This is a genomic window from Blautia hansenii (genome assembly GCF_013304445.1).
In the GTDB taxonomy this organism is placed as follows: Bacteria; Bacillota; Clostridia; order Lachnospirales; family Lachnospiraceae; genus Blautia.
On record NZ_JAAITA010000012.1, the window covers coordinates 45,088 to 68,128 of the forward strand.

Here is a 23,041-nt window from a genome sequence, read left to right on the forward strand (position 1 = left end):
TTTCTTCATTGTACCCTCGCCCCTCCCGCCTTGTCAATGACACAAGCAAAAACACCCCGGATTTCTCCGGGGCGCCTGCTATACAAACGGTTAGTCAAAATTCAGATTTTTCAGAATGTCTTCCACACTTTCATCCCCCATAAGATATACATTCGGAGATGCGTATTCTCTGTTTTTCCATAAAATGTTTACCATAATATCATATTCCACACGACTGTCCACACCATAGCGACAGTCCTCATAAGTAAGATGCTCGGAGAGTGTTTCTATCTGGGCATTGTCTTTGATTTCTACAGTCTTCTCCTGCTCTTCGTTCCAGAAACTCAGAGTCAGAGCCTCAACCTGCTCACTATCTATGGTTACCAATACCTCTTCTCCCGCTTCTTTTAAAAGTCCCATGGTCTTTGTAAAGTTCTCATAAATCGGAAGGGAGTAGCTGGTGGTATACGTATCGTTTCCATAATCCTTCCGCTCTTTTTCTGTTATCAAATAACCCACAACCCGGTTTTCGCAGCTTTCCTGAAAACTCATATTTTCCAGTTCTGTCTTATACGTCTTGTAAATTTCTTCCAGCTCGCTTCTGCCCCCGGAAATCTGTTTTCTCGACTCATAAAAAGTATCCAGGTATAAATAATCTATGTCCTCTGCCTTCTGATAGCTGGTGGGCAGCATTTTTTCCCTGTAACTCCAGTCATCATACACGGCTGTTATCTGAGAAATCACTTCTTCGGTTTCCGGAATCATATAAGCCCGGTAAACGGTTCTGCCTGATTTCAGATGATAAGCCACATACACGGAAACAAGGGTTTCTCCCTGACTGTTCTGATTTGTAACATAATCCATAGGAGTTGCATACACAGACTCTCTTAATTCCGGCGCTGTCCCATAATCTATCTTTTTTTCTTCTCTGCTGGCTTCTACTCCCATTTTTGCCAATTCATATATAGGTGCAAAGTCTTTTATCCTGGTTTTTTTCAGGAAATCACCCTCTGCATTTCTGTAATTGGTAAAATAGTCTTCACTATAGGAAAATCTTCCATTGATGCTTGGGAAATACACGGACATAGTTTCTATTTTTTCTTTTTTCGGAAGATAAGAATCATACCCTGTAATATCCATCTTATAGCCCGTCAGCACAAGAAGCACCGCAGCCAGCACCATGCCTGACGAAACACGGGGACGCAGGCTTTTTCTAAGATCCATGGTATACAAAAATTCAAAAGCCACGGACAGAACCAAGCTTACAATCAATACGGCAATCACCAGCCAGACAAAACTGTGTGTCATACCGGAACTGAAAAGCAGGGCCGTCACAAGAGCAATGGGAATGATACAGCAGACCTTAATCAACGGCTGCAACTTCTGAAAAGCAATGGCTTTATGATAGCTTTCCGACGGACGGATTTTATAAATACAGATATCCGCTGCAAGAAGTACCACAGCCAGCACCACATGCAGAATTATCAACTGTTTCTGCAGCTGGGGCGCAATTAGCAGGGTATCCGCAACACCAATATAAGAAATTACAGGACTTAAAAAATATTCCATACTGGAATTTCCGAAATTCCCCATGGTATATAAAAAACGATCATTCAACATCTGATAAGCCATATACACCAGCCAGCCATAACTCATCATGCCCAAAAAGGCCAGAAGCGCTGTAAACAGATTTCCCGTAAGCAAAACAGCAAGTATAGCCGCACTGTAAATCACCACAAAGAATAAAATGTGAATCCCCATGGCTTGAAACAGCGTTGCCGCCGTCTGTTCGCTGAAACCACCGTAAACCGCACCTACCAGGCAGGTCAAAGCCACGGATACCAGATACGGCAGCAGGAAGGTCAAAAATCCACTGGAGAAGGAAATCATAAAAAGTTCCTCTCTCTTTAAGGGCAGGCTGTGGTAAAAGTCAGTCTTCTTTCCTGCATGCAGGTAGGAAAAACCCGTCATAGCCAGCAGCACAGCCGCGCCGATAACCACTATCTGTACACCCGGATTGGTGGAATCCAGGCATTTTAAAAGCATCTCCTGCGAGGAATTCAAAGAACTTCCCATAGCAGGGTACTGCAAAGGTGCCAGTTCCATCTGCATGATTGTGTAAGCAGGAAGCACAGCCAGCATGGACACAGACAGTAAAATCAGCAGATAAAAATTTCTGCGGATGTTTTCTTTTATGCTGTTAAATAAATAATTTCTTGATGTCATATCCAGCTACCTCCGTTTCGCTGATAAAGATTTCTTCTAAAGTAAGAGGAATGGCTTCTGCAAAAAGCGGGTTCTTCTTCTGAATTTTCTCCAGAATTTCTTCCTGCTCCCCCCCGCACAACCATAGTCAGCAGAGACAGCCTTTTCTCATACTGCATGATATCCAGTTCCCTCAGCAGCAGTTCTTCATCCGCGGCTTCAGAAAGCACGCACTGCACTTTATGAATATGCAGCTTCATTTCCTCCACGTCCTTGGAAAGCAGCACACCGCCTCTGTGAAGCAGTCCCACATGGTCGCAGATGTCTTCCAGTTCCCTCAGGTTATGAGAGGCAATAATCGGGGTAAATTCCCTTTCTGATACCTCGTAGGCCAAAATACTCTTGGCAGCCTGGCGCATCACCGGATCCAGACCGTCAAAGGTTTCATCACAGAACAAATATTTCGTTCCTGCACAGACGCCCAGAAGCATGGCGGCCTGACGTTTCATACCCTTGGAAAACGTACTGATTTTCCTCTTTTTTTCCAGTCCCAGTTTGTCTGCCAGCTTTTCCACACGGGCAACATCGTATCTCGGATAGTACATGGAAAAATATCTGGCCATATCGCAGATGCTGCTGTTTTGGAAGAAATAGGAGGAATCCGGCAAAAAGAAAATCTCTCTTTTGCAGGCGGGATTCTCATATACTTCCTGTCCGTCTACCAGAATCTTTCCGCTGTCCTGTCTGAGCACACCGGCCAGTATACGCAGCAGAGTACTTTTTCCAGCGCCGTTAGTGCCTGCCAGACCAAAAATACTATTGTCTGTAATAGTCAGGGAAACTTCGTTCACTGCCTTTATTTCTCCGAATGTTTTGCACAGTTTTTCTGTTTTTATCATGATTTACCCTCCTCATAGAACTCCGCTGCTTTTTCCAGACAAAGTTCTTTTGGTATTTCCAGTTCCCGTCCTTCCCGTATCAGTTTCTTCAATTTTTCAAAAAATACGGTCTTCTGTTCTTCTTTCAATGCTTGATTTCCTGAAACAAAATTCCCCTTTCCCTTTACCGGATAAATGTATCCCTGCTGTTCCAGAATGGTATACGCTTTCTGAATGGTATTGGGATTGATAGAAAGTTCTGTTGCCAAAGAACGAACCGACGGCATCTTGGTATCTGCCTCCATAATTCCTTTTACAATCAGCATCTGAAACCGTTCTACAATCTGCTCGTATATGGGCTTTCGGTTCTGATAATCAATAACAATCAAAATGTTTCCTCCTTTCCCAAAATAGAGTTCCGTATTAAGTGTACTAACATTATTAGTACACTTAATACTTTATAAGAGAAAGAGTGATTTGTCAAGACCAAATTGTACATATAGGAACAAAAGCGAGTAGAAGAAATACATATTTTTAAATACGAAAAAAGTGCAAATCTTTTTTTCATTTGCACTTTTTTCCAATTTACCATTTCCCTTATGAATTTGTTTTGAAAAGTTCGAACCTTTTTCTGTTCTATCTTTTTATGGCTCTCCTATGACATTCTGAGGAGCGCCCTCCTGCCATGCTTTCACATTCTGAAAAGCAATATGCGCCCGTTTTACCATGGCCTCTTTTGTGGCAAAGGCCACATGTGGCGTCACAAGGGTATTTTTTGCATGAAACAGAGGGTGGTCTTTAGACACCGGTGGCTCTGTCTCAAACACATCGACCGCAGCCCCTGCGATTTTCCCCTGGTTTAAGGCTTCGGCCAAAGCCTCGCTGTCCACCACCGGACCTCTTGCCGTATTAATCAGCACAGCACTTTTCTTCATAAGCGCCAGATTTTCCCGGCAAATCAGATGGTGTGTCTCCTTTGTCAAAGGTGTGTGCAGAGATACAATGTCACAGGTGCCCAAAAGTTCCTCTAACGGCATGTAATGTACCCAGTCAATTTCCTTTTCCGTCCTGCTGTAAGCATAGACTTCACAGCCAAAAGCATGAGCAAGCCGCGCCACCCGCAGTCCGATGGCTCCGGTTCCCACTATGCCGAATTTCTTTCCGGCCAATTCAAAGCCTACTAACCCGTCCTTGGTTCCCTCCCGGCGTACCGCCTCATTGCAGGCAGGAATGTTCCGGTAAAGGGAAAGCAGCATGCCAAACACCAAATCTGCCACAGCCACGGTGGAATATCCGGCACAGTTGCAGACCGTCACGCCCTTTTCCCTGCAGGCTTCCAAATCAATATGGTCTACGCCGGTAAAGGCTACTGAAAGCAGTTTCAGCTTCTGAAAACCCCGAATCACCTGCCCGTTTAAGGGAAGATTGGCAACTACTACCACATCTGCGTCCCGCCCTCTTTCAATCAATATCTCCGTATCCGTCACTCTGGTATCGTAACACACCAGCTCTGCGGACTTGGGAAGTTTTTCCTCTGCAATGGACAAAAGCTGTTCTTTTTCCACACCCAGAGGTTCTATCACTACAATTTTCATATTCTATGCCTCTTAAACCTGTGTCTCTACGAAAATATCGTAAATGGCCTTAATCGCCGGTTCAAAATCTTCGTCTTTTACGCCTACAATGACATTCAGCTCACTGGAGCCCTGGTCAATCATACGCACATTGACATTCGCATGGGCAAGAGCCGCGAAAATTCTGGCGGCGGTACCGCGGTTGGAACGCATGCCTCTTCCCACAACGGCAACCAGAGACAAATCCGTTTCCAGTTCCATATAATCCGGCTTCACAGCTCTGTGAATTCCGGCAATCACCTGCTGCTCTTTTTCCGCAAATTCATCCTGATGAATAAAGATAGTCATAGTGTCAATCCCGGAAGGTACATGTTCAAAGGAAATTCCCTGTTCCTCCAACACCTGCAAAACTTTGCGTCCAAAGCCGATTTCCGAATTCATCATGGATTTTTCAATAAACAGCGAACAGAATCCCTTCTTGCCTGCGATACCGGTAATGGTATACGGCGGCTTTTTGCAGGTATCCTCCACAATCATAGTACCGTCTTCTTCCGGCGCATTGGTATTCTTAATATTAATCGGGATTCCGGCTTTTCTGACAGGGAAAATCGCATCTTCGTGAAGTACGGTAGCGCCCATGTAGGAAAGCTCTCTTAATTCTCTGTAGGTAATGGTGTCAATGGATTTGGGATTGTTGATGATTCTGGGGTCTGTCACCATAACCCCGGATACGTCTGTCCAGTTTTCATACAATTCCACATCTAATGCTCCTGCAATAATGGAACCTGTAATGTCCGAGCCGCCTCTGGAAAACGTCTTAATTTCCCCGTTTTCTTTTGCACCGTAAAAACCGGGAACTACGGCTTCTGTCACGTCTTTCAGCCTTTTTGCCACTAAGGCTTCCGTAATCTCTGCGTCAAACTGTCCGTTTCCGTCAAAGCGAATCATTTCTGCCGGATCTACAAAGGTAAAGCCCAGATAATCCGCCATAATTTTACCGTTTAAATATTCTCCTCGGGAAGCCGCGTACTCTTCCCCAATCTGCTGTCTGAAGTTTTCCTCCAGAATTTTAAAATCCTCTTCCAAAGACAGAGACAATTCCAAACCGTCAATAATCTCTTGATAGCGGCTCTTAATTTCTGCCAGTACCTTCTGAAAAATCTCTTCATTGGCGGCGCGGTAACACGCATACAATAAATCCGTTACCTTTGTATCTTCTGAAAAGCGTTTGCCCGGTGCAGAAGGTACCACATATCTTCTGGTTCCGTCTGCGCGGATGATTGCGCCTACTTTTTTAAACTGCTCCGCACTGGCCAGTGAACTTCCTCCGAACTTTACAACTTTCTTCATCTCATATCCTCCTCACATAATGCTGCATAGCATAAATAATATAATTTCTCCCCGCAAATGTCCAGTATTTTCTACAGATTTCCCCTAGAAACATCAATTTGACAAATCCTTCATTTCTATAGTTTATGACAGATATGCCAAGGCGTTATAAAAGAGGGCAGATGACCTGATTTTCTCAAGCATCTGCCCTCTTCTTTGTTGCCTTTGCCTCTTTATTTGTTGCGGTTTCCCCTGTATTTTTCTTCACAATATTTGCAGCGGTATACTTCCTTTTCCGGGTCAGCCAGAATAAACACATGGTCCAACTCCTGCTCAATGGAAGTAATGCAGCGCGGGTTTTTGCATTTGATGACATTTCGGATTTCTTTTGGAAGATGCAGGTCTTTCTTTTCCACAATCTCCCCGTCCTTAATAATATTCACCGTAATGTTATGGTCAATAAATCCCAGAATATCCAAATCCAAGGTATCGATAGGACATTCTACCTTAATAATATCCTTGCGCCCCATTTTTCCGCTTCTGGCATTTTTAATAATGGCCACACAGCAGTCCAGTTTATCCAGCGCTAAATCGTGGTAAATGGTCATACTCTTTCCGGCTTTGATATGGTCTAATACCACACCTTCACTTAAACGTCCTACATTTAACATAAGTCTACCCCCATTCCCAATAAACTCAGCATCAGCGCCATACGAACATAAACACCGTACTGCACCTGTTTGAAATAAGCAGCTCTTGGGTCAGCGTCCACTTCTACGGAAATCTCGTTTACTCTGGGCAGTGGATGAAGCACCAGCATATCCGGTCTTGCCAGTTCCATTTTGGCCTTGTCCAGAATATAGAAATCCTTCATGCGCACATAGTCCTCTTCATTAAAGAAACGCTCTTTCTGTACACGGGTCATATACAGCAAATCAAGAGAAGGCATCGCATCCTCCAGACGCTCTACTTCTACAAATTCGTGACCGCTGGCTCTTAACACATCTTCTCTGATATAGTCCGGAATTTTCAGTTCTTCCGGTGAAATCAGCACAAATTTTACACCTTCGTAACGCACCAGCGCCTCAATGAGCGAATGTACGGTTCTTCCGAATTTTAAATCTCCGCACAATCCTATGGTAATATGATCCAGTCTTCCTTTTAAAGAACGAATGGTAAGTAAATCCGCCAATGTCTGTGTGGGATGCTGATGTCCGCCGTCTCCTGCATTGATAACCGGAATCCGGGAAGCCATAGACGCAACCAAAGGCGCACCTTCCTTTGGATGACGCATGGCGCAGATATCCGCATAACAGGATACAGTCCGAACCGTATCCGCAACACTCTCGCCTTTTGCCGCTGAACTGGAATTGGCGCTGGAAAATCCCAGAACTTTTCCGCCCAGACGCATCATGGCAGATTCAAAACTCAAACGAGTTCTTGTACTCGGTTCATAAAACAATGTTGCTAAAATTTTCCCATCACATTTGTGGGCATATTTTTCCGGATTTTTTTCAATGTCATTGGCAAGGTCCAGTACCTTTGCCAGCTCCTCTACGGATAAATCCAGTGGACTCATTAAATGTCTCATAGATTACCTCCTAATGTGTACTCTCAGGATTTTGAACCCTTGTATCATCATATACCACTTCTTTGTGTATTTCAAGAATTTTCACTTCTTTGCAGACAATAATTTTTCATATATCAGCCCTGTCAAAAACCACACAGGCGCATAATCCAAACGTATGACGCCTTTGTAGTGGTACGGAGTGTTGCTGTAGTCCCAGGGACACATATCATAGTGTTTCAAAAACATACCTGTTCCGAATTCTGCGGCAAAAATTCCAGTCATGTAAATCCCGCCCCGGAAGATAATGGGAATTTTCTTCAAATGCCGTGACAAAGGGCCAATACAGGCGGCCATGCCATAGATGGGAAACATCCAAAGAGAAGACTGCCCCATCATTTTCCACTCCCTGTTGCCCAACGCATGCAGTCCGGTCCAGAGAATTTCCAGACACCAGCCTGCTGCCCCGCATTTGATAAAATCGCTTTTCATAACCAGCTGCTCCTCTTTCTTTTTGTCTTTATTATGGAATTTTCCGGGATATTTTATACAAAACACTTGCACACAGTAAAGTGTCGGTGTATCATAAAGGTTACATTTATCAACAAGAGGAGGCTGCATATGCTGGATTTACAGGAAATGCGAAAAGAAATCGATGTCATTGATGACCAGATTGTAAAACTGTTTGAAAAACGTATGTCTATTGCCGAAGACGTGGCAAAATTTAAAATAGAGACTCAAAAACCGGTTTTTGACCGCACCCGGGAACAGGAAAAGCTGGAAACTCTGGGTCAAAAAACACACAGCGCCTTTAACTGCTGCGGTGTACAGGAACTATATCAGCACATTATGTCCATCAGCCGCAAACGGCAGTACCAGCTTCTCCAGGAAAGCGCCCCGCCGGAAACCGGAGAATTCCGTGTTGTGGAGACTCTGCCAAAGGACAAGGTTTCTGTAGTTTTCCAGGGAGTGGAAGGTGCCTACAGCCACGCTGCCATGCATGCTTTTTTTGGGGAAAACATTCAAAGCTATCATGTGGATACCTGGAAGGACGCCATGGAGGAAATCAAAAAGGGGAATGCTTTTTATGCCGTGCTTCCCATTGAAAATTCCACTGCCGGCATTGTTCAGGACAACTACGACTTATTAAATGAATACAATCATGTCATTGCCGGAGAACAGATTATCCGGTGCCGTCATGTGCTTATGGGTGTGCCGGGAGCAACACTGGAAGATATTCAGAGCGTCTACTCCCACCCTCAGGCTCTCATGCAGTGCCGGGAATTTCTGGACAGCCATGAGACATGGCACTGCCGGGAATTTAGCAATACCGCTGCAGCTGCAAAAAAAGTGGCAAAAGACGGCGACAAGACCCAGGCTGCCATTGCAAGCCCCTATGCGGCAGAATACTTCGGCCTGGTTCCTCTGGCCACGGGAATTTACAGCAATCCGGGAAACTCCACCCGCTTTATTATTGTCACAAAGGAAAAAATATACTGCAAAGACGCAAAGAAAATCAGCGTCAGCTATGAACTTCCTCACGAAAGCGGAAGTCTTTACAACAGTCTTTCCCATTTTATTTACAACGGACTGAACATGACGAAAATCGAGTCCCGTCCCATTGCAGAGCGAAACTGGGAATACCGGTTCTTTGTGGATTTTGAAGGAAATCTAAGCGACAGCGCCGTACAGAACGCCCTGCGTGGCTTAAAGGCAGAGGCGCAGAATCTGCGGGTACACGGAAATTATTAAAGCACACAGCCGTATTTTACTATCAGAGGAGGAATGAATGATGTTTCATGTAGAAGAATGTATTCTGTATCAAAATTTTGAACAGGGAGATATTTTAAACGATATGCTGGAGGCCTTATCCATCTGTTGTCAGGAGCCGGACAATCCCCAAAAATCCGCCCCTCTTTTCTACCGCTGTATGAACGGGTTGGTGGAAATGGCAAATACTTACGGATTTACGGGGAATCTCTGGAACAATTACCTGACCTATCTTCTGGTAAACCACGAAAATGCTTTCAGTACCTCCTGCGAAATCATCGGCCCCGGCCAAGGTTCTTTAAACCACCTTGCCCTTCATGACTTTGGTATTTTTAAAGACTTGTTTCATCTGGATTTTTCTGCTTTTGAAAGCTTTTACGGCACCCGGTCCTGCTGCCGGCTTATCAGCCACTATGAAAATACGCCAGGCAGTGGGAAACAGTTTAATGAACGAATCAAAAACCGTCTCTGTACTTTGAGCCGGCTTCTGGCCAGCGCAGAAACAGCCGAAGAATTTATGGAACACATGACAGGCTTTTATAAAGATTTCGGTGTGGGAAAGCTGGGCCTTCATAAAGCCTTCCGCCTGGAACACAGAAGCACAGACGACCGGGTACGGATTGTCCCGATTACCAGAATAGCTCATGTACATCTGGACGATTTGGTTGGCTACGAAATTGCCAAGAAAAAACTCATTGACAACACAGAGGCCTTCTTAAACAATAAGCCTGCCAACAACTGTCTGCTGTTCGGAGACGCGGGAACGGGAAAATCTTCCAGCATTAAAGCCATTTTAAACCAGTATTATGACCAGGGACTGCGTATTATTGAAGTATACAAGCACCAGTTCGGGGATTTAAACGATGTCATTGCCCAGATAAAGAACCGCCACTATAAATTTATTATTTACATGGACGACTTATCTTTTGAAGATTTTGAAATTGAATACAAGTATTTGAAAGCTGTGATTGAAGGCGGTCTGGAGCGGAAACCGGATAACATTTTGATTTATGCCACTTCTAACCGCAGACATCTGGTTCGGGAGCGCTACAGTGATAAAGAAGACCGCAACGATGACCTGCACACCAATGACACGGTACAGGAAAAACTATCTCTGGTATCCCGCTTCGGTGTTACCATTTATTTCGGTTCTCCTGAGAAAAAAGAATTCCAGGAAATCGTCCTGACCCTGGCCAGACGCCACCACATTGTTATGGAGGAAAACGAACTGCTCCAAAAAGCCAATGCCTGGGAACTCCAGCACGGCGGCCTTTCCGGACGGACAGCCCAGCAATTTATCGATTATCTTCTGGGACAGCAGCAATAAAGAGAGGATATCACATGAAGCCCAAACCTCATGTGATATCCTCTCTTTTCGTGCATAAGCAGAACGATAAGCCGGGTTATGTCGTGAATAATCATCTATCCAGGCCTGCTGTCGCCAGCAGGCTCAAGCGACCCACCTGAAAACGTGACGGGCAGCCACAATGTTTTCTATTCGGTCTTGCTTTGAATGGGGTTTACATGTGCCCTCTCTGTTACCAGAAAGGCGGTAGTCTCTTACACTGCCCTTCCACCCTTACCGGAGAAATCCCCGGCGGTACATTTCTGTTGCACTGTCCTTGGAGTCACCTCCACCAGACGTTATCTGGCATTCTGCCCTGCAAAGCCCGGACTTTCCTCACCTGACCCCTTTCGGTCCTGTCAGCCGCGATTATTTATCCTACTTATGACACTCGGTTATTCTATCACAGAAAAAATGAAAATGCAAACTTTTTCACACATCAAAGCACCCTCCGCCTACAAATTCTCTTAAAATGGAATTGTGGGGAATGGATTCGCTGGGAACCCCTACAAAATAATCCAGGAACTTCAGAAGCCGCTTTGCCTCGTTGTATTCCGGCTCCCCCTGTCTGATAGAAAACAACAGAGGTTCTGCATACAGTTTCAAAACAGCCAGCTCATATATTAGTGCGGAATTAAACATCACATCTGCAGATTCCTGATAGGGAAAAATATTCTCTTCTTCTCCTTTTCGCACAGAATTCCACATGGCAATGGTAGCCTTTGCAGAAGCTCCTCTGGTTCTGGCATCTCTTACAATCCGGCGAATCAGACGGCCGTCCGTGGTGGGTATCCGGTTGTGTTCATCAATATTTAACTGAGTCAGCGCACTGATATATATTTTAAACTTGCTTTCCACCGGAAGGGAATGGCTTAATTTATCATTCAGGCAGTGAATTCCCTCAATCACCAGCACATCCTCTGCTCCAAGCTGAAGAAAATCGCCCCGGTACTCTCTCTGTCCGGTTTTAAAGTTAAACTGGGGCAGCTCCACCCGTTCTCCGCTCAAAAGCCGCAGCATATCTTCGTTAAATTTCTTCACATCAATGGCTTCCAGACATTCAAAATTGTAATTTCCATTGCTGTCTAAAGGGGTATCCTCCCGGTTCACAAAATAATTGTCCACACCAATGGGATGCGGCTTCAGCCCATGAGCCGCCAACTGTATGGAAAGTCTGTGGGAAAAGGTCGTTTTTCCGGAAGAGGAGGGACCTGCTATCATAATAAATTTTTTATTTCCGGCCTTTACAATCTGCTCTGCAATCTGAGAAATTCTGGACTCCTGCAGAGCCTCTGCAATCAGTATCAGTTGATTGGCTCCTTGTCCTGTAATCTGTTCATTCAACTCTCCTACGGTGTCAGACTGTACCATTTCGCCCCATTTTTCCGATTCTCTTTGCACCCGGAAAATCTTAGGTCTCGGAGAAAATTCCGGCACCGTATCCGGACATTCCCTTCTTGGAAGCTGCAGCACCAGTCCTCCTTCATAGGGATAGAGTTCAAAATACTTCAAATAACCAGTATGATTCACCATAAATCCGTAAAAGTAGTCCTCAAAATCTCCCAAACGGTACAAATTCACTCTGGACACTCTGCGGAAACGAAACAGTTTTTCTTTATCATACATACCATATTTATGAAAAATTTCAATAGCTTCCCCTGTGCTGACACTGCGTTTTAAAATGGGCACTTTCTGCTCTGCCAGTTCCAGCATATAGGCTTTCACCGCATCCAGAAATTCTCTGGTAATCTTCACGTTTCCGTCAATGGTGTAATAATAACCGGAACTTACGGAAAAATGCAGCGTGACTTTCCGGATATTTTCGTGCCCTGCCACATGGTAAACCGCTTTTAAAAACAGCAAAGAAGCGCTTCTTTTGTAAGTGCTGTGTCCAATCTCATCTCCTGTTGTAACAAATTCCAGAACACCGTCTTTTTTCAGTTTTTTGTGCAGTTCACACAGTTTCCCGTCTTTCATAACCAGGACAATGGGATATCTGGTGCTACCCTGATATTCTGTCGCAATCTGTGCGTAAGATGTTCCATAAGGATATGTTTTCTGCTTTCCCAATATTTTTACACTTATCATTCTTTCACTCATGACCTTTCTCCTTTCCTGCCGCATCTTTGATAAGTCTCCCCTCAGTTTCACATTTAGATACATATGATTTTACTACAACTATCCTTAATTTTCTATCATTTTATAGTTTTTTTAGATAAATATTACTTTTTTTCAGAAATTTTGTAACGCAAAAAAGAGGACGAAAGAAGGTAAAGTTCTTTCGTCCCAAAACAAATGAAAAAGGCTGAAGTTCCTCTTAATCCCAGCGGAACTTCAACCTTTTTCATACACGCCTCATATACCAGACTGCGGGAGATGGGACTTGAACCCACACGAGCATACACCCACAAGATCCTTAGTCTTGCCTGTCTGCCAATTCCAGCACTCCCGCTCAATCAATTGCGCTCACAACTGATTACTTCATTAGTATACCATAAATTTTTCATTTTGCAACTATTTTTTGAAAAATTGACAAAATTTGTGTAACAATATGCAGGAACACCAACAGGCTCTGGTTTTTTCGTGCAAAATTCTGATTTTTCTTTCTTCTATTCTTCATCCATACTTCCGCTGCGGAAGCCTTCCATATCAAGTGTCAGGTATCGAAATCCCATGGCTTTCAACTTTGGAACCAATGTCTCCTGCATTTTAAGAAAACGTCCAAAGTGCTCTTTGGGAATCTCCACTCTGGCAATTTCTCCATGAAGCCGCAGGCGCACCACCGGAAAACCTTCCTTTTTCAGATATTCTTCTGCTTTCGCAATTTTCTCCAGTATCTCCGGACGGATTTCTGCCCCATAAGGCAGTCTGGTAGCCAGACAAGGCGTAGATGGTCTTTTTGCCACAGAAACCCCCAGTTCTTCTGCCAGACGACGAACCTCTTCCTTGGTAAACCCATGCATGGCCAACGGACTGAGAACCCCCATTTCCTTTACCGCCTTAAGTCCCGGACGGTACACATGCAAATCATCCTCATTGGTGCCCTCTAATATGCAGGATACTCTCTTTTCTTCCGCATATGCCTTCAGCTTTCCAAACAAAGCCTTTTTGCAGAGATAACATCTATCCTTGGGGTTAAAACGGATTTCTGCCTGCTCCAGTTCATTGACAAACAGTACCTTATGTATAGCTCCCGCTTCTTTTGCCACTTTCTGTGCAATCTCCAAATCGCAGGAAGGGTGAAGCATGGTATGAAAGGTAACTGCATAAATACTGCTCTGTCTCTTCTTTTCTTCTGCACAGTTTCTGGCCAGCTGCAGCAGCACACTGCTGTCTACTCCGCCGGAAAAGGCAATACAGATGTCTTCTTCTATGCAGGTATTCATAAAATCATAAAGCGCTTTCTTTTTTTCTTCATAAGTTCTCATAATATCCTCCCGCTGCTGCAGACGCCTCATCGTATACATCCCGAAAGGCTCTTCCAGTTTCTTCACATATCTGTTTCACTGTTTCATATTCCGGATAACAGAACCGCTTTCCATGGTGGAAACAAACCTTGATTCTGACCCTGTGACCATCTTTTAATACAACTTCTTCAAAGGTTCTCGGAAGCACTCTTCTCTTTTCCTCATATCTACGAAGTCCGATACTGGTAGTTTCCCGAAAAATAATGTCCTCCAGGACCTCCTGTTTGTTTTCCCTGCAGATAACCTGCAGCATATAAGCCGGACGGCCTTTTTTCATATAAATGGGAAAACAGGAAGCATCCAGAGCTCCGGCCTTCATGAGACAATCAATGGCATACCCCAGCTGCTCTCCGCTGCAGTCATCCACATTGGTTTCCAGCACCCGGACAGAGTCCTGTTTCTCTGCAGTTTCTTTCCTGTCTCTTTGCCTTTGGATTTCCGTTTTCTCCGGCACGGATTCTGTAAGCACTACGGCGCGAAGTCCTTCTCTTAGGAATGAATTTTCCTGTGTAATGACACTTCCCACACCTGTTTTTTCGATACAGACTCTGTCCGGAAATACTGCAGGTTTCCCCATAATTCCCAGAAGTTCCATTCCCAGCAGACTGCTTTTCTCCTTTTGACCTCTGATAAAATGCATGGGAACCTGGTATTTTTCTATGCTCTGCAGCAATTTTGCACACGGCAGAATTTCACCGTCTCTGCTGTCCATCGTTTCTGTAACAGAAAGTACCTGAAGCTGTTCAAATCCCAGGATTTCCAATGCCAGCCAGGCCGCCGCTCCTTCCAGAAAAGATTCTTCCTCGCTTTGCAGGCTGATTTCCCAAAGTCTGTAAAGTGCAGTCTTTGTTTTTTCTCCCCAGGGACTTTCCGCAATTTTTTTTTCGGTTTCTTCTTTGGTTTTAAACACCGGATAGGCAGACTCTATGTTCTTTAAAACAACTTCCTCTATTCCCTGGCTCTCATACTGTGCCTCAATGGAGACCAGACACTGGGCCAGACAGGTCAAACGCTGCTCCAGCTCCTCCTTCTCTGCTCCCAGAGCCAACAAAGCACCCAAAAGCTTCCTGCAGCTTATTCCCGTATAACACTCCAAATAAAGTTCTCTTCTCATGCCTTTTTTCATTGCCTCTTGTTTCTTCTTTCTCTCAATGATAAAATATATCATGAATACTGGCGAAAGTAAATATGCAACACAGGAGGATGAAAAATGAGCGTATCAAAAGTATATTTTACAGACTTAAGAGCGAAAAACGGCGATAATCTGCCGAACAAGCTACAGCGCCTCATAAAAACTGCGGGAATTGGAAATATTGATTTCCAGGATAAATATGTTGCGATTAAAATGCACTTCGGAGAGCCGGGAAACCTGGCCTTTTTAAGACCAAATTATGCCAAAGCGGTAGCTGATGTGGTAAAAGAACTGGGTGGAAAGCCTTTCCTTACAGACTGCAACACTCTTTATGTAGGGGGAAGAAAAAATGCCCTGGACCATCTGGACAGTGCCAACTTAAACGGTTTTAATCCCATGACAACCGGTTGTCAGATTCTCATTGCCGACGGTCTGAAGGGTACAGACGAAGCACTGGTTCCCGTTGAAGGCGGTACTTATATAAAAGAAGCCAAAATTGGGCGTGCCGTTATGGACGCAGATGTTTTGATTTCCCTGTCCCATTTCAAGGGACATGAAGCTGCCGGATTTGGCGGTGCGATTAAAAACATCGGTATGGGCTGCGGCTCCCGTGCCGGTAAGATGGAAATGCACTCTGCCGGAAAACCTCATGTTCTCCAGGATTTATGCGTAGGCTGCCATATGTGTGCTAAAATCTGTGCCCATGATGCGCCTCAGTTTACAGACAACAAGGCTTCCATTGACCATGGCAAATGCGTGGGCTGCGGCAGATGTATCGGTGTCTGTCCAAAAGATGCCATTGCAGCGGCTTCTGATGAATCCAACGATATCTTAAACTGCAAAATGGCAGAATATACCAAAGCAGTTATCAACGGACGTCCAAACTTCCACATCAGTCTGGTAATCGATGTATCTCCGTATTGTGACTGCCATGGCGAGAACGATGCAGCCATTGTACCAAACGTGGGTATGTTTGCCTCCTTTGACCCGGTGGCTTTGGACGTGGCCTGCGCTGACGCAGTCAATGCCCAGCCAGTGCTTTCCAACAGCCGGTTAAGCGAAGCCCTCGCTGAACACAAAGAGGACTGCTGCCACGACCATTTCCACCATATCTTCCCGGATACCAACTGGCAATCTGCCATTGAGCACGGTGTCAAAATAGGTATTGGAAGCAGTGAATACGAACTGGTTACCGTAAAATAATCCACAACACAAAGCAGGGGAATCCGCGGCTTCCATAAGTCACAGACTCCCCTGTTTTTGCTTTTTATAAATTTGCCATTTCCAGCCTTGGCTGATATCCTTCTTTTTTCAAGGCTTCGATAATCTGCTGTTTGTGCTCCGTACCAAAAGCTTCCAGCGTAATTTTCAGTTCTACGGCTGCCGTACGGTTGGTGCTTACAAATTGATTGTGATCCAGTTTAATGACATTTCCCTGTTCCCTGGCAATGACACTGGCTACACGCACCAATTCTCCCGGTTTATCCGGAAGAAGCACAGACACGGTAAAGATACGGTCTCTGGCAATGAGTCCATGCTGTACCACAGAAGCCATGGTAATCACATCCATATTGCCTCCGCTTAAAATGGATACCACCTTTTTATCCTGGAATTTCAAATGTTTTAAGGCAGCTACGGTCAGCAGACCCGAATTTTCTACAATCATCTTGTGATTTTCCACCATATCCAGGAAAGCAACTACCAGTTCATCGTCTTCCACTGTAATGATTTCGTCTACGTTTTTCTGAATGTATGGAAAAATGTGGTCTCCCGGACGTTTTACTGCGGTTCCGTCTGCAATGGTATTGACAGAAGGAAGTGTCATAACCTCACCGTTTAAAAGGGATGCCTGCATACAATTAGCGCCTGCCGGTTCTACACCGATAACCTTAATGTTGGGATTTAACAGCTTTACTAAAGTAGAAACGCCTGTAGCCAGTCCGCCGCCTCCGATAGGGACTAATATGTAGTCCACTAAAGGCAGCTCTTTTAAAATTTCCATGGCAATGGTTCCCTGTCCAGTGGCAACAGCCGGGTCATCAAAGGGATGAATAAACGTATAGCCATGTTCCTCTGCCAGCTTATACGCATGAGCACAGGCTTCGTCATACACATCTCCGTGAAGAATGACCTGTGCACCATAGCTTTTGGTCCTCTCCACTTTAATGAGCGGTGTGGTTGTTGGCATCACAATCACAGCTTTCACCCCGAAAGCCTTTGCCGCATATGCCACACCCTGGGCATGGTTTCCCGCAGAAGCGGTAATCAGCCCTTTTTCCCGTTCTCCCGGTGTCAAGGTGCTGATTTTGTAATAAGCCCCGCGGATTTTATAGGCTCCTGTTACCTGCATATTTTCCGGTTTCAAGTATACCTTATTTCCCGTATGACTGCTGAAATAATCACTGTATATCAGCTTGGTTTCCTGTGTCACTTTTTTGACGATTTCTGATGCTTCCTCAAACTTTTCTAATGTAAGCATTTCACATACCCTCTTCCTGTTTCTATTCTTCTCTCTGTGCATGGGAATCCATATTAAATAACGCATTGACAAATTCATCAGAGTCAAACTTCTGTAAATCGTCAATCGTCTCTCCTACTCCGATATATTTCACCGGAATCTCCAGTTCAGACTCTATAGCCACGGCGATACCGCCCTTGGCTGTGCCGTCCAGCTTTGTGAGTATAATTCCCGTTACATTGGCCACTTCATGGAACTGTCTTGCCTGAGCCAGGGCGTTCTGCCCTGTGGTACCATCCAGAACCACCAGGGTTTCCAGATATGCTTCCGGATATTCTCTTTCAATAATCCGGTAAATTTTCCGCAGCTCTTCCATAAGATTTTTCTTGTTATGAAGTCTTCCTGCCGTATCGCAGATAAGGACATCTGCATTTCTGGCTTTAGCTGCAGCAATCGCATCATATACCACCGATGCCGGGTCTGCCCCGTCCTGTCCGCCGATTAATTCCACACCGGCCCGGTTGGCCCACTGGGTAAGCTGCTCTCCAGCAGCTGCGCGAAAGGTGTCCGCAGCAGCCATAATTACTTTTTTGCCCTGGTCTTTTAATTTTCCTGCCAGCTTTCCTACAGAAGTGGTTTTTCCCACTCCGTTGACCCCAATAACCAGAATGACAGATTTTCTGTTTTCAAATTCGTAAGCCGTTTCTCCTACTGCCATCTGGGCTTTAATACTATCCATCAAAAGCTGCTTACACTCCTGAGGGTCTTTGATTTTCTTCTCAGCGACCTGCTCCTTCAGTCTTTCAATAATGGCTGTAGTGGTATTGATTCCAATATCCCCCATAACCAGAATTTCTTCAATTTCCTCATAGAAATCGTCATCAATGCTGGAATAACCGCTGAAAATGGAATCAATTCCGGAAACAATATTCTCCCTTGTTTTGGAAAGTCCTTCTACCAGTCTCTTAAAAAACCCTTTTTTTTCTTTTCCTTCTGCCATGTGTTCCTCCTACTTGTCCAAGTCATTTTCTATCAGGTTTACAGATACCAGTGTGGACACACCCTTTTCCTGCATGGTAATTCCATACAAGCGGTCTGCAGCAGTCATGGTACCTCGTCTATGTGTTATAATAATAAACTGTGTATTTTTTGTCAACTTGTGAAGATACTGGGCATATCTGGTCACGTTGGAATCATCCAGCGCCGCCTCAATCTCATCCAGCAGACAGAATGGAGAGGGCTTCAGGTTCTGAATGGCAAACAAGAGCGCAATGGCGGTCAGCGCCTTTTCCCCACCAGAGAGCTGCATCATATTCTGCAGCTTCTTTCCCGGCGGCTGGGAAATAATGCGGATACCCGCTTCCAGAATATCCTCTTCTTCGTCCAGTTCCAGAGTTCCTTTACCACCGCCGAAAAGCTCCTTAAAGGCTTTATCAAATTCCACCCTTATCTGCTGGAACTTTTCTTCAAACTGCCTGCGCATGCCCGTATCCAGTTCTTCAATAATCCCTCGCAGGGTTTCCTCTGCTTTTACCAAATCATCGTGCTGGGTTTTCATAAAGGTATGGCGTTCAGAAAGTTCCTTGTATTCTTCAATGGCGTTAACATTGACATTGCCCAGTTTCCGGATTTCCATACGCATATCCGTAATGCCCTGTTTAATCACTGCCCTCTCCAGCAGTTCCTCCGGCATCTGAATCAGCGCCTGGCTGTAGGTCATCTCGTATTCCTCCCACATGTAATTCACCTGGGTTTCCTGTTGTTCCTCCAGCTTTTCCTTCTGTCCGGTCAGACGGTAACTCTCTTTATCCAACAGATTTATACGCTCGGAAAGTTCATCTCGTTTCGCAAAAAAAGCCTTATGGTTCTGGCTCATTTTTTCTTTCTCTTCCAGAGCCTTTTTCATCTTTTCTTCGTCCTGCAAAGCTTCTGCTTGAGCCTCTGTTACAGCCTGACGAATCTTCTCGATTTCCTGCTCTTTTTGCTGAATTTCTTCTTTTCCCTGGCTCATACCAGCCGCCAAAGCCACCTTCTGTGCTTCCAGATTTTTCTTTTCCTCCTGCACACGGCTGATATTTTCCAGAAGAAATCCCTGACGGGAAGTCAGATTCGCTGTTTCCAAATGGAATTTCTCCAGTTTTTTCGAAATTTCGCCCTCTTCCTTTTTCTTCTCTTCCAAAATTTCCTGATTGGAGGTAATCTGCGCTTCCAATTCCTTTTCCTGGGCTGCACTGGTTTCCAGTTCCAGCTGAATAGACTGGGTGTTTTCCTGCAGTTCTTCACTCTGCTTTTCCAGTTTCGCCTTTTCTTCTTTCAGGCTTTCATAACCCTTTCGCAGTTCGTCCCGCTTACCGCTCATGGAATTTAAATTCATCTGCACCGTATTTTCCCGGATATATTGTTCCTGCAGCTGTTCCTGTACCTTAGCCGCTTCGTCCCGGAAGTGATTCCGCTTATTCCGATACTCTTCCAGTGTCCGCTGCATGGTTTCCAAATCCTTTTTCAGAGATTCCACCGTCTCATGCAGTTCCTCTATCTCCCGACGTCTTCCCAACAGGTTGCTGCTGTTTTTAAAGGCCCCACCAGTCAGAGACCCGCCCGGATTCAAAGACTCCCCTTCAATGGTTACCATACGAATGGTATACTGGTATTTTCTCGCAATGGCAATTCCATGGTCAATATGGTCTACCACCAGAGTTCTCCCCAGCAGATAATTGGCAAGCCCCTCATACTCTGCCGCAACCGTTACCAGTTCACTGGCCACGCCAATAACCCCCGGCTCTTTCAACGCACTGGCATTGTTAAAGACTTTTTTATTCTTCATGCTGGTCAAAGGCAGGAACGTAGCCCGTCCATATTTATTCTTTTTCAGAAAAGCAATCATTTCCTTGGCTGTATTTTCGTTGTCTGTAACGATATTCTGAATGCTGCCGCCCAGAGCCGTCTCAATAGCTGTCTCATAGCTTTTTTCCACCTTCAGAAGGTCTGCCACAACACCCCGGATGCCGGATACCTGCTTCTTCTGTTCCATAACCCGACGAATACTATTTCCGTATCCATCATAACGCTCTGTAATATTACGCAGAGATTCCAGTCTGGAAGCCTCTCTGTGATAAGCTGTCTGCCCCACCTCCAGCTGCTGGGTACTTCTGGATATCTCCGCCTGATATTTCTTAATCTTATCTTCGCAGCGGTTTCCCTCCCGGATAAGTTTTTCGATGGTTTCTTCGATTTCCGCCTTTTCTGCCTGATACTGTTCCTCTGAGGATTCCAACTGTACAGAATCGCTGTTCAGCCGTAAATGCCGTTGGTTTAATTCCACTTTTCTTATGGAAATCTGTTCCATCATGGCATCGTATCTCTGCAACTTCCCCTTTGTGGAAGCACGGAGATTCAGAAGTTCGATAATTTCATTTTTCCCCTGCTCTACCGTTTCTTCCAGCTTTTGGATTTCCATGGCAGCTTCCTTAAATTCCGACTGGGCTGCTGCCTGTGTATGCTCGCATTCCCGCAGAATTTTCTCCAATTTTTCCTTTTCCGCCAGGTATCCCTGCTCTTCCTCTGTTTTTTTTGCATAATCAGCCTGCAGGGTTTCGGTCCTCTCCTGATACTGCTCTTCCTTTTGTACTGCAGAACGTATCTGTTCCTGCAGAAGGTGAATCCTATTTTCCAGATTCTGCTTTTCCAGCGTTTTCCGGGTGGTAACTTCTCTGGCCTTTTGTATCTCCTGTTCCAGTTCTTCCAGTTCCTGTTCCAGTTTCTCATACTCGCTCTTGGTTACATCCAGACTCTTGCAGGTCTCCTCCAAATCCGACTGGGCAATCCGGTATTTTTCCTCAACCTCTTTTAACTGATTCCGGATACGGTTCATTTCCACCAGAAACATCTGGGTGTCCAGCTTTTTCAGTTCTCCCTTCTTCTTCAGATAAATCCGGGCCGTCTCCGACTGCCTCTCCAAAGGAGCCAACTGTCGAGTCAGTTCAGACAAAATATCATTGACGCGGGTCAAATTCTGCTGCTCTTCCTCCAATTTCTTCACTGCTGTATTCTTACGCCGTTTAAACTTTACAATACCAGCCGCCTCATCGAAGAGTTCCCTCCTCTCCTCTGGCTTTCCGCTTAAAATCTTGTCAATCTGACCCTGGCCGATAATGGAATAGCCCTCTTTTCCGATACCGGTATCGTAGAAGAGTTCCTGAACATCTTTCAGCCTGCAGGTAGTGCCATTTAAAAGATACTCGCTCTCGCCGGAACGATACAGCCTTCTGGCAATGGTAACCTCTTGGTAATCAATAGGAAGTTTATGGTCACTGTTGTCCATGGTAATAGCGACATAGGCAAATCCCAGAGGTTTTCTGGTCTCTGTACCGGAAAAAATAACGTCCTGCATATTGCCTCCACGAAGCTGCTTGGCGCTCTGCTCTCCCAGTACCCAGCGCACCGCATCGCCTACATTGCTCTTACCGCTGCCGTTAGGGCCGACAATTCCCGTAATTCCGTTATGGAATTCAAATATAATTTTATTGGCAAAAGACTTAAATCCCTGTACCTCAATGCTTTTTAAATACATACGTCACCCTTTTCATTTTTCAGCTTCTTAATAGCACAGTAAGCAGCCTGCTGCTCTGCCGCTTTCTTCGTATGTCCGCAGCCCTGACCTAACACCCGTTTTCCAAGCAGAGCTTCCACATAAAAGAATTTATTATGGTCCGGTCCCTCCTCTTTCACCAACACATAATGTACATCCTCCTCATAACGGCCCTGCACGATTTCCTGGAGAGTAGTCTTGCTATCATAAAAGAGCTGCTTATTCTCTATGTCATTTAAAATATACTTATGAATAAACTCTTTTGCATTAGCAAAACCGCCGTCCAGATAAATAGCCCCAATAAGTGCTTCCATAGCGTCAGATACCACAGAATCTCTTCGTCTGCCGCCTGTGGCTTCTTCCCCCTTGCCCAAAAGCAGGTAATTTCCCAGAGAAATCTCTCTTGCACACAGCGCCAGAGTTGGTTCACAGACCAGACTGGCCCGCTTCTTCGTCAGTTCACCTTCCGGAAGATTCGGATATGTACGGAATAAAAATTCACTGGAGGTCACTTCAAGCACCGCATCCCCCAGAAATTCCAGACGTTCATTGTTCCCCCTGTATGCAATGTGATGTTCATTTGCATAGGAACTGTGCGTCAGCGCATTTACCAGAAGGTCTAAATTTTCAAACGCATACCCGATTTTCTTTTCCAGTTCCAAAAACTTTCTTGTTTCTTTCATAATCTCTCCTTTCCTGTTGTAAACGAATCCCAAAGGGGGCTGTCACATCAAACGGCATTTATGCAC

Annotated in this window: 18 protein-coding genes, 1 tRNA gene, 1 other RNA gene and 1 pseudogene; 3 read left to right on the top strand and 18 right to left on the bottom strand. The window is 45.0% G+C overall.

Annotated elements, in window-relative coordinates; all coding sequences use genetic code 11:
- Positions 1-90: 90 nt before the first annotated feature.
- The 8 genes and pseudogenes from G5A70_RS09950 to G5A70_RS09985 all read right to left on the bottom strand — a co-directional run bounded on the left by G5A70_RS09950 (position 91) and on the right by G5A70_RS09985 (position 8,024).
- Positions 91-2,205: a DUF6449 domain-containing protein gene (locus tag G5A70_RS09950; protein ID WP_173749498.1), complete on the bottom strand. Its 2,115-nt coding sequence runs from the start codon at positions 2,203-2,205 to the stop codon at positions 91-93.
- Positions 2,180-3,083: pseudogene (locus tag G5A70_RS09955) on the bottom strand (ABC transporter ATP-binding protein). Before G5A70_RS09955 ends, G5A70_RS09950 begins: the two are co-directional and overlap by 26 nt.
- Positions 3,080-3,451: a GntR family transcriptional regulator gene (locus G5A70_RS09960; RefSeq protein ID WP_173749499.1), complete on the bottom strand. Its 372-nt coding sequence runs from the start codon at positions 3,449-3,451 to the stop codon at positions 3,080-3,082. The pseudogene G5A70_RS09955 and the gene G5A70_RS09960 overlap by 4 nt, the downstream one beginning before the upstream one ends.
- 255 nt (positions 3,452-3,706) lie before the next feature.
- Complete coding sequence (locus G5A70_RS09965) at positions 3,707-4,657, bottom strand: 2-hydroxyacid dehydrogenase (RefSeq protein WP_173749500.1); 951 nt, start codon at positions 4,655-4,657, stop codon at positions 3,707-3,709.
- Between the two features lie 12 nt (positions 4,658-4,669).
- Positions 4,670-5,986: an aspartate kinase gene (locus G5A70_RS09970; protein ID WP_173749501.1), complete on the bottom strand. Its 1,317-nt coding sequence runs from the start codon at positions 5,984-5,986 to the stop codon at positions 4,670-4,672.
- A 212-nt stretch (positions 5,987-6,198) separates the two neighbouring features.
- Complete coding sequence (locus tag G5A70_RS09975) at positions 6,199-6,636, bottom strand: aspartate carbamoyltransferase regulatory subunit (protein WP_111919700.1); 438 nt, start codon at positions 6,634-6,636, stop codon at positions 6,199-6,201.
- Positions 6,630-7,556 (bottom strand): aspartate carbamoyltransferase, encoded by a 927-nt coding sequence (gene pyrB, locus G5A70_RS09980; RefSeq protein ID WP_173749502.1) that lies wholly within the window; start codon positions 7,554-7,556, stop codon positions 6,630-6,632. Before pyrB ends, G5A70_RS09975 begins: the two co-directional genes overlap by 7 nt.
- A gap of 81 nt (positions 7,557-7,637) precedes the next feature.
- Positions 7,638-8,024, bottom strand: a complete 387-nt coding sequence (locus tag G5A70_RS09985; protein ID WP_173749503.1) for a putative ABC transporter permease — start codon at positions 8,022-8,024, stop codon at positions 7,638-7,640.
- Between the two features lie 129 nt (positions 8,025-8,153).
- On the opposite strand from G5A70_RS09985, the gene pheA reads away from it, so the two are divergent.
- Complete coding sequence (gene pheA, locus G5A70_RS09990) at positions 8,154-9,284, top strand: prephenate dehydratase (RefSeq protein ID WP_173749504.1); 1,131 nt, start codon at positions 8,154-8,156, stop codon at positions 9,282-9,284.
- Between the two features lie 40 nt (positions 9,285-9,324).
- Positions 9,325-10,629 (top strand): ATP-binding protein, encoded by a 1,305-nt coding sequence (locus tag G5A70_RS09995; RefSeq protein ID WP_173749543.1) that lies wholly within the window; start codon positions 9,325-9,327, stop codon positions 10,627-10,629.
- A 51-nt stretch (positions 10,630-10,680) separates the two neighbouring features.
- On the opposite strand, the gene rnpB is transcribed toward G5A70_RS09995, so the two are convergent.
- From rnpB to larC, 6 genes are all read right to left on the bottom strand, one after another.
- Positions 10,681-11,032, bottom strand: an RNA gene (gene rnpB / locus G5A70_RS10000) — RNase P RNA component class A.
- A 47-nt stretch (positions 11,033-11,079) separates the two neighbouring features.
- The gene (locus G5A70_RS10005; RefSeq protein ID WP_173749505.1) at positions 11,080-12,747 is read right to left on the bottom strand and encodes a nucleoside kinase; all 1,668 of its coding nucleotides are present in this window, start codon (positions 12,745-12,747) and stop codon (positions 11,080-11,082) included.
- A 122-nt stretch (positions 12,748-12,869) separates the two neighbouring features.
- The gene (locus tag G5A70_RS15885) at positions 12,870-12,995 is read right to left on the bottom strand and encodes a hypothetical protein (protein WP_264293468.1); all 126 of its coding nucleotides are present in this window, start codon (positions 12,993-12,995) and stop codon (positions 12,870-12,872) included.
- A gap of 20 nt (positions 12,996-13,015) precedes the next feature.
- Positions 13,016-13,099, bottom strand: a tRNA-Leu gene (locus G5A70_RS10010).
- A gap of 157 nt (positions 13,100-13,256) precedes the next feature.
- Entirely contained in the window at positions 13,257-14,075 is an 819-nt protein-coding gene (larE, locus tag G5A70_RS10015; protein ID WP_173749506.1) for an ATP-dependent sacrificial sulfur transferase LarE, read from the bottom strand.
- Complete coding sequence (larC, locus tag G5A70_RS10020) at positions 14,062-15,228, bottom strand: nickel insertion protein (protein WP_173749507.1); 1,167 nt, start codon at positions 15,226-15,228, stop codon at positions 14,062-14,064. Before larC ends, larE begins: the two co-directional genes overlap by 14 nt.
- A gap of 96 nt (positions 15,229-15,324) precedes the next feature.
- On the opposite strand from larC, the gene G5A70_RS10025 reads away from it, so the two are divergent.
- The gene (locus G5A70_RS10025; RefSeq protein ID WP_173749508.1) at positions 15,325-16,449 is read left to right on the top strand and encodes a DUF362 domain-containing protein; all 1,125 of its coding nucleotides are present in this window, start codon (positions 15,325-15,327) and stop codon (positions 16,447-16,449) included.
- 64 nt (positions 16,450-16,513) lie between these two features.
- On the opposite strand, the gene ilvA is transcribed toward G5A70_RS10025, so the two are convergent.
- The 4 genes from ilvA to rnc are packed head-to-tail and all read right to left on the bottom strand — an operon-like array spanning position 16,514 to position 22,975.
- Positions 16,514-17,725: a threonine ammonia-lyase gene (gene ilvA, locus G5A70_RS10030; protein ID WP_173749509.1), complete on the bottom strand. Its 1,212-nt coding sequence runs from the start codon at positions 17,723-17,725 to the stop codon at positions 16,514-16,516.
- 22 nt (positions 17,726-17,747) lie between these two features.
- Positions 17,748-18,704, bottom strand: coding sequence for a signal recognition particle-docking protein FtsY (gene ftsY, locus G5A70_RS10035; protein WP_173749510.1), 957 nt, complete (start codon positions 18,702-18,704; stop codon positions 17,748-17,750).
- Between the two features lie 9 nt (positions 18,705-18,713).
- A complete protein-coding gene (gene smc, locus G5A70_RS10040) occupies positions 18,714-22,274 on the bottom strand; it encodes a chromosome segregation protein SMC (RefSeq protein ID WP_173749511.1) in 3,561 nt (1,186 codons plus the stop codon).
- Positions 22,265-22,975, bottom strand: coding sequence for a ribonuclease III (gene rnc / locus G5A70_RS10045; protein ID WP_173749512.1), 711 nt, complete (start codon positions 22,973-22,975; stop codon positions 22,265-22,267). The genes smc and rnc overlap by 10 nt, the downstream gene beginning before the upstream one ends.
- Between the last annotated feature and the right edge of the window lie 66 nt (positions 22,976-23,041).